The sequence below is a fragment of the Bradyrhizobium sp. MI1.3 genome (genome assembly GCF_055811695.1).
This window is the reverse complement of the sequence record NZ_JBVVPQ010000076.1, coordinates 17,199-31,320: the sequence shown is the minus strand read 5'-3', so window position 1 is coordinate 31,320 and position 14,122 is coordinate 17,199. Positions and strand designations below refer to the sequence as shown.

Here is a 14,122-nt window from a genome sequence, read left to right as displayed (position 1 = left end):
CATTTGACGAGCTGCGGCAGCTGGAGCTGCGGATTGCCGAGGTCAACCGCGAGATTGAGGCAATTGCCTCTCAAAGCGATACCGCACGTCGATTGATGACCATCCCGCGCATTGGTCCGCTGGCCGCGACGGCGCTTTTGGCCGCAGCTGGATCTGCCCGCCAGTTCAAAAAGGCCCGCGATATGGCAGCTTGGCTATGTCTTGTCCCGAGAGAATATTCTACGGGAGGCAAAACGAAGCTGCTGGGGATAAGCAAGCGCGGCAATCGATATCTGCGCCGGATGATCATCCATGGCGCCCGGTCCTGCGTGACTCATCTTAATCGCTCGCGATACCGCCTTGGCGCGTGGCTTGATGGACTTCAGGCACGCATGCACACTAACAAGGTCACCGTCGCCTTGGCGGCCAAGATTGCGCGGATCGCATGGGTGGTGATGACCAAGCCCGGCGCAAGCTATGAACGGCGGGATCCGGCCTTTAGCTGATCCCGTTTGTTCCAGACTGCGAGGTTCGTGAAGATGATGACGAAACAGTCGATCGGCGCGCCGTAAACCCTGTGCAAAAAAGCGGGCTTCGAGCCCGAACCATTTATCTGGGAACGGCACGCGCGGATCTCATCATGGCCTGGCCGCAACAGCGGCCCACTTGCAAGAGGCCGGATAATTTGTGCAGACTGCATCGTCCTCATTAAACGACCTTGCACGGGCGGGGCGGGTCATACATTCTTTCCCACGAGGTCCTTCAAGGCTGCGTTGTCCATCATGGCGTCGGCCAGCAACCGTTTCAGCCGCGTGTTCTCATCCTCCAGCGTCTTCAGCCGGTTGGCCTCCGAGACCTCCAGCCCGCCGCACTTGGCCTTCCATTTGTAGACGCTGGCGTCGCTGACGCCATGCTTGCGGCACAGATCGCGCGACCGACACGCCGGCCTCATGCTCCTTTAAGATCCCGATGATCTGCTCTTCCGAAAAGCGGCTGCGCTTCATGCTCTGGTCCTTGTCGTGGGCCAGAACGCACTTCAAACCGGATTAAACCCGCGGGGCAAGGTCAGCCGCTCTCTACCTAGCCAGCGGCTTGCCACTTTTCTTAGAGAACACCGACTGCATCGCCTTGCAAGACTGCTAGACCAAGCGGCTGAGCTCCTGACGATAGGCTTTCATATCGGCGATTGGCCGCCTCGCGACGCCGCTATCGGCGGCCGCCTGGGCTACCGCCGGCGCGATCACCTGTAGCAAACGCACGTCTAACGGTTTTGGGATTAGATAGTCGCGACCGAAGCGAAGCCCGCGCGTGTTGTAGGCGACCGCAAGCTCTTCCGGCACTTCCGCCATCGTCAACTCCGAGAGCGCGCGGACGGTTGCGTGCTTCATGTGGTCGTTGATGGTGGTTGCCCCACAATCAAGCGCGCCCCTGAAGATGAATGGAAAGCATAAGATATTGTTGATCTGGTTGGAGCAATCCGAACGGCCCGTCGCAATGATGGCATCAGGGCGAACCGCCAGCCCGTCCGCCGGCATTATTTCGGGTGTCGGGTTGGCCATGGCGAAGATCAACGGATCTCGCGCCATCTTCTTGACCATATGTGGCAAAAGCACGTTTCCAGTCGAAAGGCCCAGAAAGATGTCCGCATCCTGAATGATTTGGTCCAGCGTTCGCGCGTTGGTTATCACAGCATAGCGCGCTTTGTTGTCATCCATGCTTTCCGTGCGCCCCGCGTAGACAACACCATCCGCATCGGTCACAATGATTGCATCGTGGCGTAACCCGAGACTGACGAGCAGATCGAGAGATGGAAGGGCCGCCGCGCCAGCGCCGGAGCAGACTAGCTTGACCTCAGCGATATTCTTTTTAACCAGCTTCAGTCCATTGAGCATCGCCGCCGCTAAGACAGCCGCGGTGCCGTGCTGATCATCATGGAAGACCGGTATCTTCATTCGGTCCCGTAGCTTGCGCTCGATGTAGAAGCATTCCGGCGCTTTGATATCTTCTAAGTTGATGCCGCCGAACGTCGGTTCCATCCTGGCGATCGTCTCGATGAGTGCGTCAGGATCCTCTTCGGCGAGCTCGATGTCGAACGCGTCGATCCCGGCAAATTTCTTGAACAGGCACGCTTTGCCTTCCATCACTGGCTTGCTCGCCAGCGGGCCAATATTCCCAAGGCCAAGCACGGCGGTCCCATTGGTGATGACGCCGACCAAGTTGCTGCGCGCCGTCAACGCATGCGCCTGCAGCGGGTCCTTCGCAATGGCGAGGCACGGCTCCGCCACGCCGGGGGTATACGCCAGCGTCAGATCGCGTTGCGTTGCGATAGCCGTGGTTGGCACCACGGAGATCTTTCCCGGCCTGGGTAGGCGATGATATTGAAGCGCGGCGTCCCGCAGATCGCGACTCATTGAGTTACTCCACCTGGTTATTTGGCTCCGTTGTAGTCCAGCTTCACGCCGCTAGGGGATCCTCGATCACATCGGTCAGCTTCGATGGCAGTCCAAGCACCTCGGCGAGGCGCTGTAGGAGGGTGACCGTGCTTGGAGCCATTTCCGCGACGGGGCCGGGGACATAGCACGCGACTGCATAGGCTAGTTGCCGCTGCTTGGGGTCGGTCAGCAATAGTGGCAGGGTCTGGATTGCTTGCTCCGGCTCAAAGGTGACGATGGCGGTCTGCTGACGAGTGATGTCCGCCAGACGATCGGAAGGTAGTGAGCGGAAGGGTTCGTCCTGGGTCAGGACACGTGACCAGCGGGCCAGGCGGTCACGCCGGAAGCCGCCGCGATCGGTCACCAGCAGCACTATGATGCGGATAATGGCTTCGGTGAGCCCGCCGCTCGCAATTGCATTGAGCGCAATGGAGACTTCGGGCTCCCGCCTCAAGTGGTCAAGTGTCGTCCTTTTGAGATAAGCTTCGTAGGGATTGCTTAAGAGACGCTGCCAAGGGCTGCTCCATATCGTGTGGAATATCAGCTCGTAGCCCATGTCGCGCAAGTCGCGCCAGGCAACGATCGCCTGCTCCAAACTCTGCACAAAGAGCGCTTCGGCAGCGAGGAGTGGATTGTCGGCTGCGGCCTTCGCTCGCGACTTCCGCACCTGATCGGAAATGGCCTTGTAGCCGGCCATCATGGGATTCTGGGACGACAGCAGCGCTCGCCCCAGACGCTTAGGGTGCAAGGTTCGGCTGGCCTCTGCCGAAATACCTGTCACTGCCGCCTGCACGAACGGACGGACAACCGCATGATAGATCTGCGCCTGAGCTTCAGAGGCGCGGGCGACCGCGGCAAAGGATCGATCATCGTCATAGCCGTCGTTGAACGCACGAATATCCACGAAGGTGCGCTCGACCAGCTCAACGCTGTAACGCTTCCGGCCCCCGTCTTCTTGAATGTCCTTGATACGCATCTCGTAGAGTCCAGGTAATAGTGCTTCAATAGCCTCCAAGGTCGTGGCAACTTCACTGTACTCCTTATTGACTACTCTCGAAGCGACAAACGTGCCGAGATGGCCGACGTCGTCGTGCACAAGATACACAATCTGCTGACCGCGAACGCGGATCTCCTCCTCGCTTTGATACACTTCGGTGATCCAATTCAGAGCCTGCTGAGGTGGCGTAACGTTGTCGCCATGGCTGGTAAATATGATGATAGGCGCTCGAACCCGTTTGAGGTCGAAATGCCGCCGTTCCGGCTCGCCGTATGCGTTGTTTCTCGCCAGCCGGTTACCAACAAAAAGTTGCTCAACAATCCAGCGGATTTCGTTCTCGCGCATCAGGCAGAACCCGCCCCACCACCTCTCAGTTGCAAGAAAGGTCTCGTGCGCCGTGTCCACATCGCGGAACAGTTCGGCATACTTCAGGAACAGTTGGCGTTCGGGGTTTAGGGTTTCGAAATTCTGTACGAGATGAGCGCCGTCGAAAAGCCCGCCGCCTAGATCGGATAAAAGCATCGGTAGCCAAGCGCCGCCGAAAATTCCCGCAATGTAGCGGAGTGTATTTTCGCCGATGTTGCCGGAGGTCGGTGTTACTGGCGATCCGCTGAGGACGATTGGGCCGGTCAGGTCCCGATTTGTCGCGACGACGAGGAGGGTGGCCCAGCCAGCTTGGCAGTTGCCGACGATGACCGGGGCGGGGGCGTGCGGATGGCGGCGCATGACCTCCCGAACAAACGCCGCTTCAGCATGCGTGACGTGAGAGAGGTACTGGTCCTGCTCTGGTTCTCTTCGGAAGGCTATTAAATAGACCGGGTGACCTTCCCGCAATGCGACGCCCACCTGACTGTCAGCCTTATGGGCCCCCACGCCGGGACCGTGTCCCGCGCGCGGACAGATGATTACAAATGGGCGATTGGTTTCGGCGACCGTGACCCCTTGGGGTGGAATGATGCGGAACAACACGTAATTAGATTTCAGGGGTAAATCCGCTCCGTCCATTACGATCTCGTACTCGTAGAAGAGGACCGGCGGACAGCCGGCCGCCTCATGTTCGAGGAAGATGTCGCCGCGCTCTCGGAGAGTATCCATGCACAACACCGCGCGCTCACCGATATCGCGCAGGTATTCCATCCAATCGAGGCCAAGGTTTCCCTTATCGCGCTTCTCACGTAGAGCCTCAGCCAGACGTTCGCTCCCAACTAAAAGCTCTTGCTGCCGCTTAGACTGGCTGTCGCAGATGCGTTGTGCGCGACGCAATGCGGCTATATGCAGAATGTTGGCGGTCTCGGCGCTCGCTTCTGCGAAGCGTTTGGCGCAAGCTGTAAGGGGACTTTCGACGACCGCACTATCGAGTTCCGCGCGTTGCGCTCTGATCCACTGGACTGGATCGGAAAATCTAATAGCTTTCGACATGGCTTATCCTCTCTAGTTCTAGAGTAGACGCCGTCCGATATGCTCGTAGTTTTGCTATGGTACCGGATTGCCCGATCGATGCTCATTCCATCTAGCGAGTGGGCCACGCCTACGACGACGCTGTACGAGCCTAGTGGTGACTTCAACCGTTCCAATGGTCCACATGCAATGGCGATGCCAGCCGGCCGTCGACGCCGACATGAGCATCAATCTCCTGCAGAAGTCGAGTTCATGCCTAGAGAAGACCGACAACTTCAGTGTCTACTCGTGTTCCATTGCCTCCTGGTTTGTCCGACTAATGACAGCGATGTCGGACTTGACGTGGGCAAGCACCCGGACAGACGGGCCTAGCTGGTTTGCAGCAGGCAATCTTCCCAGCGCCTTGGCCCTTGATTGGCCCAGAGGGGCGCTTTCCCGTACTTCTCACACTGCCAATTGCTCTTCGGGGTGGGATAGGTCAGGCTTGAGGCGGATGGTGCCGCAGGTGGCGTCCGCGGTAGTTTCGGCAAGGCCGATAAGAGCCGCAAGGCACAGATCAGCACATAGCCATCGTGGCGAACCACAGCCGCAGCTGGTTGGCGCGCATGGTCGCTGTGGAGGTGCGGTCGGCGTAGAGATCGAGCTGGCACTCCTTGATGCGGTTCTCCATCTCGCCGCGCGCGAAGTAGATGTCCTGTAGAGCTGCCGCGCGCCGGCCTCGGCCTGCTTGAGCGAGGTGACGACGAAGCGCGGATTGGCCTCGCCTTGTTGTCCACTCGGCCTTGGCGACGACGCGGCGTTCCTGTCTCCAGCTATCGCGCGTACGCCACTGGATGTCCTTGAAGCGGCGTGCCGGGCGGCCGGTCGTCTCGGCCGCGGCTCTCGCCGCGGCAAGCTCCCCTTCGATCATGGCGACCAGGCGCGTGTTGCGGGCGAGCCCGAACAGATAATCGACGCGGTTCCGCTCGCACCCCGCCATCAGCGCCTCGCGCGCAAAGCCACTGTCGGCGCGCAGCACGATGCGCACGAACGGCCAGTGGGCGCGGATTTGCCGCACAATCCGCGCGACCTCCTCGATGCTGCCCGCGCTGGCGTCGATGTCGGCGCGCCGCAGCTTGGCCGCCAGCAAATGCCGGCCGCAGAACACGTACAGCGGCAGATAGCAGTAGCAGTCGTAACAGCCGCGGAAGACGCTCCCCTCCTGATGCCCGTGCAGGGGGTCCTCGTGGCGTCGAGATCAAGGATGATCTGCTTCGGCGGCTGCTGGTGCGCCTCCAGGAACAGCGTCACCGGCAACGCCTCGATCACCGCCGCACCGTAAGTGATCTTGTGATAGCGCGAAGGTTCCTCCTGGCCCAGTTCCAGCCGGTTCAGCGTCGACTTGCCGGCCACTGGTGCGCAGTCCTCGCGCCGGGCGGCAAGATTGCCCGCCAGCACCGCCATCAGCGGATCGTGCCGCAGCTCGTCGTGATCGTTGAGGTCTTCGTAGCCAAGTGAGATGCCAAAGACCCGCTGTCCGAGCAACGTTTCGACGGTGTGCTCGATCAAGTCCGGGCGGCGCCGTAACGAATGTGCTTCCACGCGCCATGGCGCCATTCGCCCCGATAACGCCGAACAAAACGACATGGCCGGCCTAATCCGCTAACGCGAGGACAAAACATAGCCGTCGTCACAGGATCACCCGAAGAGACGCATCATTATTGATGATGAGTGGCTCGAGCGCGTTCTGCAGATCCGCGGTCCGACGTTGGGGACGTTATGGTTGACTTGCTCGATCCAACGGTCACTTACAAATCCGCCGCATCGCGATCAACGCTAGCCCAGCGGCATGCCGCACCCTACATTCTCGCATGGTCGTTCTAGCGTAGTCAGCGTCCGATACCATGCGCGTCATGATTATTATGGCGCGCGGAGCAGCGAAGAAACGACCAAGCGTCTCTGACGCGGACTGTCGGACTTACGACACGTCGGTACGTTCTATCAGGCCTCTTACAAGATCGATTGGCACCATCATTCGCGCTGCCGTCAACAGGCCCACTTGGGACGTGACCTGACGTTTCGGACCACCAATTTCAGTTTCAAGTGTTTCGCCGCGGCGGTCTGCAATTATATCCGCCGCAGCCTAACCGACACGGTCCGTCGGCGACGGGGCGCTCTTATCGACCTGTGAGCTGGTCCCGATTGTCAGAACAATGTTTCGCGAGGCTGCCTTGGATCAAGCAATCCCTGGACCAATGGTCAGGTCGAGCGCATGAACCTTGATCCGCTCCAGAAATGCGATACTAATCAGGGCGGTCCCGGCATTTCCTGGGGCGACCAGCCTGGGCGACCGCGGGATGTGTCGGTGCCCAGTCTGGTTTTGGCGGAACGGTAATCGCGCTCACGGGCACCCAGGCTCGTTCGAGCGTCACCGGATCGCGCAGCTGGGCGAAAGTCTCGGTGCGAATGTCCAGCCACTCGAACCAGCGACCCTGGACGGCGACAAGCTGGGCTGGCCGGAGCACGCCGAAATGATCTCGAGGAGAAACCCTTATCATTCGTCAAGCTCGACTTTGAACCTTGGCAGGAGAGTTCAAGATGATATTGCGCCCTTGTTCAACTACCGGAACTGGGATTTGACAGTCACAGGCTAGCCAACCCGACCAATCCGTTTCCCGTCGAGCCGGAGCTTTGGCCGCAATAGGTCCAGCCGTTAAATATTTATTCGTTCGCCCCTGGGCACGCGGCAAGTGCATGGGCGGTGTTGCGCGCCATGGAAAACTGCTCCCTCGGCGTCACGAGGAATTGCTCTCTCCTTGGATGAGCCAAGGAGAGAGTGAAAGAAAGAGGCTCGTCGTGGATTGATCCCCGGGGCAGGTGATGAAGACGCCGGATGACGTGGCGGAGATGATGCGCCTGAGGGAGTGCGGGTGGGACTACGTGGTGGCGGGCGGGGTGAAGGCGTTCAAGTCGCCTGAGCGCCCGAAGCGGCTCGATGATCTCGAAGGTTGGCTGCGCGAGAAGTTCATTCGGCATCGCGGCAATGCGGATGTGGTGCACCAGGACCTGTTGGCCCAGAAAGGCGTGGCAGCCAGCCGGCGAACGCTGCAACGCGCCGTGCAGTCCTATCGCCAAGCGCTCAAGGCCGAAGCGCTGGCGACGACACCGTTCGAGATGCTTACGGGCCGGCAGCTGCAGATCGACTTCGGCGAGCGTCTGGTCGAGGTCGGCGAGAAGATCAAAGCATTCGTGTTCGGCGACACTCGGGCATTCGCGGCGGCTGCATGTTCGTGCGTTCGAGGCGAGAAGCAAGAGCGCTGGTTCGCCGGGCTCGAGAGTGCATTCACGACCTTCGGCGGCGTGCCGGAGGAAGTGCTGATGGACAACCCACGCGCTCGTGGTGCGCCACGATGCGGTGAGCCGGTCGGTTCAGTTTAACGACAAGCTCATCGCGTTCGCGAAGCACTGGGGTTCCGTCCTCGTGCCTGCGCGCCGTATCGGGCGCGCACGAAGGGTAAGACGGAGAATGGTGTCGGCTACGTGAAGAAGAACGCGATCGCGGGGCATTCCTTTCGCGAGCTGGGAGGCATTCGAGCCGCATCTCGCCAGAGTGGGAGCGTGAGGTGGCGAACGTACGTATCCACGGCACGACCGGCGGGGCGCCGATCTCGCTTTGCGCCTGACGAGGCACACCGGTTGAAGCCGCTCGGCGGGTCGTTCGGATCGCTGCGCGAACTGGCCCGCGGCGTCGGCAACGATTGTGCCGTCGAGATCGACACGAACAGCTACTCGGTCCCGTGGCGGCTGATCGGCGAGCGCGCGCGGTGACGGTTGCGGCCGGCGAGGTGCGCATCGGCCACGGCATGCGGGAGGTTGCGGTCCATAAGCAATCGGAAGGTCGCCGGCTGCGGATCATCGATTCCGCCCACCTCGACGGGGTTGCCGGTCGCAATGGTGCGGTCTCTCGATCGGCAATCGCGAACCCGACATTGCCCGCGCCTTCTCCACGAGGCAAGCGGGCAATGGCGATCTTGCCGAACGCGCATTGTTGCCGATGCTCGCAGACTTTCGCGATACGGCGTGGAACGGCTTTCTCGAGTTGAACCGGCTAGCGTTATCGGAAGCCTTGCCGGGCAAAGCGAAAGCCGCGCGCTGGCGGTCGCGATGCGATGGAAACACTATTCGCGCGTCGCGGTGGGGGATCTCCTTTGCCGACGGATGCAAGAGCACCTGATGGGCGGCGGCCATATAAATTCCCCTGAAGGAGAGCCGGTTGGCGCCGTGGAGCGGATCGATCCAGGCAGCGAGTTCGGCTTCCTTGAGAGCGCTAACGCCAGGAGATCTACTTCAGCCGTGTCAGTGTTCTGGAAGGTCGGGCGAATATCACTGTCGGCTCGCGTGTATCTATCGAGGAGCTCGGTGAAGATGGTCTGCGGGCCCTCGCAGTCAAAGTTCTAAACAAATTGGCTCAAGTGCGTTCCTGCGGGCCACAGCATCCGGGACCGGCTAGGCCCGCACTTTTGACCATCCATCGGATGCTCAGGCAACGCTTGCGCCCAGTCAACTACCTCTCTTGGGAGTTGATGGAGAAGATGGTCAGATGGCAATCCTCATTAATCCATCATCAAGGAAATCGATATGAAGCTGGGTTTGGAGATGAAAGACGTCCTGCTGGGCACGGTAGCCTTCATTGCGCTAGCTGCTCCTGCTTCTGCCGCTGATCTGGCCCCGCGACCCTACGTCAAAGCGCCCCCGACGGTCATTCCAATCTATGATTGGAGCGGCTTGTACATCGGCTTCAATGGCGGCGGCGGCTCCGCGCATCAGTGCTGGGACCTGCTTAATTCTGGCGACGTGGTCGTCGCTCCGCCCGTCAGCATGGGGTGCCATAATGCGACGGGAGGCACGGTCGGCGGTCAAATCGGCTATCGCTGGCAGATAGCGAACTCGGTGTTCGGCCTGGAGGCGCAGGGCAACTGGGCCGATTTCAAGGGCTCCAGCGCCAACCTCGCTTTTGCAGGCGTCCAGGATGAGTCCAAGCTTGATGCATTCGGCCTGTTCACGGGCCAAGTCGGCCATGCCTGGAATAACGTGCTGCTCTATGTGAAAGGTGGCGCGGCGGTTGTCCGCGACAAATACCGGGTCTCCGATATTGCGACCGGGCTGAGTTTTGACAACGGCAGCGAAACTCGTTGGGGCGGCACGGTAGGGGCGGGCCTGGAATTTGCCCTCGCTCCGAACTGGTCCATCGGCGTTGAGTACGACCATCTGTTCATGGGTCACCGGGACGTAGACTTCTTTTTTTCAACAGGAATCCCGGGTGTTCCGGTGGGCGCTTTTGCAGGGACTGCCCGTATCGGTCAGGACGTCGATATCGGTGTGGTCCGCGTGAACTATCGCTGGGGTGGCGCCGTCGCCACGATATATTGATCTTCGCCAGAACGAAAGCGTTCCTTCACAGGGGGCACGAACAGCCGGATAATCCTGCGCTGCTCGTCTCTCAAGGTAGCAATCATTGATGTAGGTCATTTCCAGAAACTACGTAGTCGTCCGTGAAGAAGGCCTAAGCCACTGATCGGGAATCTCGATTTGGGCTACGGGGCATTTCCAGATTGCAAGGTTTTGCTGCTTTGGGCGTCAGAACCTTGCGATTTGGCTTTCGTGGATTCCCTCGAAGCGGGAAGCATGATTCCTTGTCTGCATCGGAGGGGACGATGCGGCCGAAGAAGCACAAGACGACGGGATCGAACGATCTGTTCCGGGCTCGGCTCGACCAGATCATCAATATGAAGCACGAGCTGGTTCTGCTCGCCGGCAAGGTCGATTGGGACTGGATCGACGGCGAGATCGCGCCGCTCTACAGCGAGAACGGCAGGCCCGGGATCGAGACGCGCTTCATGATCGGTCTGCTGTTGCTCAAGCACATTTACGGGCTGTCCGATGAGGGGGTGTGCGAGCGCTGGGTCCATGACCCATACTTCCAGTTCTTCACCGGGGAAGAGTTCTTTCAGCACACGTTCCCGCACGAGCGCTCGGACCTGAGCCATTGGCGCAAGCGGCTTGGCGACAAGCTGGAGTTGCTGCTGGCCGAGAGCTTGCGGGTAGCGCACGAGGCCGGTGCATTACGCAGCCAGGACCTCAAGCGGGTTACGGTCGACACCACGGTGCAGCCGAAGGCCATCACCTTTCCGACCGATGCTAAGCTGCTGCATGCGGCCATCAAGGGGCTCAACCGCCTGGCGATCAGGCACGGCGTCAGGCTGCGGCAATCCTATGCTCGCATCGCCAAGGCCGCCGCGATGATGGCCGGCCGCTACGCCCATGCCAAACAGTTCAGGCGGCATCAGCGGCAGTTGCGTATCCTGCGTAGCCGGCTGGGCCGGATCATCCGCGACATCCGCCGCAAGATCGTAAGCGTGGTACCGAGGCCCTTCAGATTGTTTGTGCGCAGTCTTGTGAGCGCCGCTAGAAGAGTCATCTTCTGCAAGGGTACTCACAATGGACAACCATTCGGACGACATAAGACGACCGCTGTCTCCGCGTATCGAAGTGTATGCTGGAGTAGGCCGAAAGCTTAGGAAGCGTTCTCCAGCGTCAGCTCCCCGATCTTGGCATGCAGCGACTTCACATCGATCCCAGGCGTAGCCGGCGCAGCGCCGCCAGGTCCAGAAACTCCGGAAGCGCTACCCCCCAGCTGCGCCTTCCACGCCGTGATCTGATTGGGGTGGACGTCAAAGTGCTCGGCCAGCTGAGCTATCGTCCGGTCGCCCTTGACGGCGGCAAGCGCCACCTTCGCCTTGAAGGCCGGTGTGTGGTTCCAGCGTGCTCTTCTGCTCATCGTCGCTCCTGATTTGCAGGCATCAGCGTGCCCGCTGTCAGGCAGAAACTCCACTTATCGACCTGTTTTTGCGGAGCCGGCTCTCACTACTCACAGAAGGGCTATAGTCACCTAGCTGAGAACCGCGGACAACGAACCTACTACTTTTGGTACAGAACCGGGTCCGCACATTTTGAAACGAGCGATGATGGAGTGTCAGCGTGACAGTGGGCACGCTGGTGCCCACTCATCAGGCGCGGCAACGAGCAGACGAGCACCGTCGTCGATGTCGACGGTGGCGCCTGCCGCCATTAAGGGCGAAGGGGCCCGGCTCGCCTATCGACGCGCGCAAGCTGCTTGACGAGATCGCCAGGAGGTCCCGAACAAGTTTTCACTCGAGGTTCCGGACTTGAGCAACTTCCAACTCAGAGTGCTGCGACCGACCGTTTGAATTCAATTGGCGCAACGCCCTGTCAGGCACGGCGCGTCTTTGCCGACGGACCATGCGCGGCGGCCCAGCAGTCGTTTGTGGGGCCGACGGTTCCGATCGACATCGATGCGGATTCTGACGCGGGAGCTGAAGCGGCGGCCCCTTGACGATCCTGATCAGCGACAAGATCGCCGTCGATCGATCATTCCGCCCGAAATGCTTTCTTTGAATCGATCAGGGCTAAACAATTTATTGTCTCTGGAGGTCGGCTGCACCACGGATGCCGCGATCCGTTCACCTGGGGCGGTCTTTGCACCACCGCGATCTCGCGAGAATGTTGATCGCGGGCTGCTTCGAAAGCCACGTCCGAACGGTCGCAGTTTCCCTGTCGGGCAGCAGGGTAACAAACTGCCGATCCGACGAACTGGATAATCTCTTGCGCGGAGTAGACGCCTTGCGGCTTCAGCAGCGTAAGGGGCGGATTAGCAAGGCGTGCGGCGGGCGCTGTCCTGCCGACGCTTCGTCCCGGCAACAGCTACCTAAAGGGGTAGGCCCAGCTCCTCCGACGATGGGTTATGTTGTGATGCGTCGCATTGGTCCGTCGGCAAGCGCGTGGGAGTGTCAGCCCACCGGGCGGGTTCACATTCGCGAAAACTCGAACAGCTCTCGGTTAAGCTGAATAAATCACGGTTGCTGCGAGTGCCGGAGACTACTTGACTCCTCCAGCCTCCGATTTGACGCTCCGCAACGTCAGAGATCCAAATAAGAAGACCGTGGGGAGAGCAGGAGCCCCCCATTGCCCGAAACTGACGACCACCGGATCGACATACGCGATACGACCTGTGTTCTCCGAGGACCTCATGTGCCCAGCGCCCCAGTTATCGCGCCCCCTCCACAGGCGGCTCCACGTAGAACCTATTTGGTCGGAACGGGCATCGCCGCGTTGGCGGCTGCGGCCTATCTCATCAAGGAGGGCGGGCTTATGGGCCCCAGTGTGGTGCTGTTCGGAGAGACCGCGCACTTTGGCGGTAGCCTCGACGCAACGGGCAATCCGAAGGATGACGATGCGAGCCGTGCGGCTGGAGAAGGGGGCGGAGGTCACCGATATTGATGTCTTGATCCAACACGGGCAGAAGACTGCCACGTGCCTACGCTACAAGCAGGGCGGAGAGCATCGCGCTATAGATCTGACGGAGCGAGATCTGGCTTTCATCACGAACGGGTCGATGACATCCGACACCAGCTACGGCTCAATGGACACGGTTCCGGTTCTGAACAGAGAGCGAAACGGCAGCTCTTGGAAGCTATGGGAACGTTTGGCCAGCATGAGCCCGGACTTCGGTCAGCCCGCGGCCTTTGTCTCTAGTCATGCCAAATCCAAATGGGAGTCCTTCACGGTCACGGGCGATGATTCGACCTTCTTCGATCGGCCTGAAGCCTTCACCGGAAGCAGTGCCGGGCACGGCGGACTGATCACGATCAAGAATTCCAATCGGCTTCTGACCTTTGTCCTTAACGCACAGCCACACTATTTCGAACAGCCGAAGAATGTTTGGGTCTGGTGGGGTTACGGGCTGTTCCCAGACCAACCCGGTAACTTCGTCCATAGGCCCATGTCAGAGTGCACGGGGCGTGAAGTCCTTATCGAGTTGCTTTTGCACTTGCGCTTTACGGACAGTATTCCGCGCATTCTCGACAGCTCGCGCGTCGTGACCGCGATGATGCCCTACATCACGGCCCAGTTCATGCCACGGACTGGGACGGACCGACCGAAGGTGATTCCCAAGGGATCGCGCAATCTCGCCTTCATCGGCCAATTCTGCGAAATGCCTGACGACGTCGTGTTTACGGTGGAATATTCCGTTCGCGCGGCGCTAAACCGCCGTGTTCACCTTGCTCGACGTTAAACGCGGGCTGACACCTGCTACTTCATTGCGCATCGACCACAGCAGAAAGGACACGACTAGCTGCGTAGGGCGGCCCAGTCAACCTCTTGCAATAATACCAAACGATCCGGAAAAAAGTGAGAGAAGTCCTGCAAGGGTGCGGCAGCTATTCCGGGACTGAGACTAGTTCTCGCGGCGGTCCTT

General features: G+C 59.9%; 5 protein-coding genes and 6 pseudogenes. 6 read left to right on the top strand and 5 right to left on the bottom strand.

Features of this window, described 5'->3' with window-relative positions:
- Positions 1-485: IS110 family RNA-guided transposase (locus AC0L3A_RS33980; protein ID WP_473256002.1), on the top strand; the 485-nt coding region annotated here is incomplete at its 5' end.
- A gap of 233 nt (positions 486-718) precedes the next feature.
- Here AC0L3A_RS33980 and AC0L3A_RS33975 read toward each other — a convergent pair.
- The 4 genes and pseudogenes from AC0L3A_RS33975 to AC0L3A_RS33960 form a co-directional block, all read right to left on the bottom strand.
- Positions 719-983: pseudogene (locus AC0L3A_RS33975) on the bottom strand (transposase); the annotation flags it as partial.
- A 138-nt stretch (positions 984-1,121) separates the two neighbouring features.
- Positions 1,122-2,390, bottom strand: a pseudogene (locus AC0L3A_RS33970) (malic enzyme-like NAD(P)-binding protein); the annotation flags it as partial.
- A gap of 43 nt (positions 2,391-2,433) precedes the next feature.
- On the bottom strand, positions 2,434-4,827 hold the full coding sequence (locus tag AC0L3A_RS33965) for a DUF3141 domain-containing protein (RefSeq protein WP_473256001.1): 2,394 nt from the start codon (positions 4,825-4,827) through the stop codon (positions 2,434-2,436).
- 535 nt (positions 4,828-5,362) lie between these two features.
- Positions 5,363-6,402: pseudogene (locus AC0L3A_RS33960) on the bottom strand (IS1380 family transposase).
- Between the two features lie 1,263 nt (positions 6,403-7,665).
- Between AC0L3A_RS33960 and istA the strand changes: the two are divergent.
- The 3 genes and pseudogenes from istA to AC0L3A_RS33945 all read left to right on the top strand — a co-directional run.
- A pseudogene (istA, locus tag AC0L3A_RS33955) lies at positions 7,666-8,786 on the top strand (IS21 family transposase); the annotation flags it as partial.
- A gap of 637 nt (positions 8,787-9,423) precedes the next feature.
- Positions 9,424-10,215, top strand: coding sequence for an outer membrane protein (locus AC0L3A_RS33950; RefSeq protein WP_473256000.1), 792 nt, complete (start codon positions 9,424-9,426; stop codon positions 10,213-10,215).
- A gap of 284 nt (positions 10,216-10,499) precedes the next feature.
- A pseudogene (locus tag AC0L3A_RS33945) lies at positions 10,500-11,195 on the top strand (IS5-like element ISBj5_B family transposase); the annotation flags it as partial.
- 173 nt (positions 11,196-11,368) lie between these two features.
- On the opposite strand, the pseudogene AC0L3A_RS33940 reads toward AC0L3A_RS33945, so the two are convergent.
- Positions 11,369-11,623 (bottom strand): annotated as a pseudogene (locus AC0L3A_RS33940) (transposase); the annotation flags it as partial.
- A gap of 1,271 nt (positions 11,624-12,894) precedes the next feature.
- Between AC0L3A_RS33940 and AC0L3A_RS33935 the strand changes: the two are divergent.
- Both AC0L3A_RS33935 and AC0L3A_RS33930 read left to right on the top strand, forming a co-directional pair.
- Positions 12,895-13,143, top strand: coding sequence for an oleate hydratase (locus tag AC0L3A_RS33935; RefSeq protein WP_439035720.1), 249 nt, complete (start codon positions 12,895-12,897; stop codon positions 13,141-13,143).
- Complete coding sequence (locus AC0L3A_RS33930) at positions 13,091-13,939, top strand: oleate hydratase (protein WP_473255999.1); 849 nt, start codon at positions 13,091-13,093, stop codon at positions 13,937-13,939. Before AC0L3A_RS33935 ends, AC0L3A_RS33930 begins: the two co-directional genes overlap by 53 nt.
- The last annotated feature ends 183 nt before the right edge of the window (positions 13,940-14,122 follow it).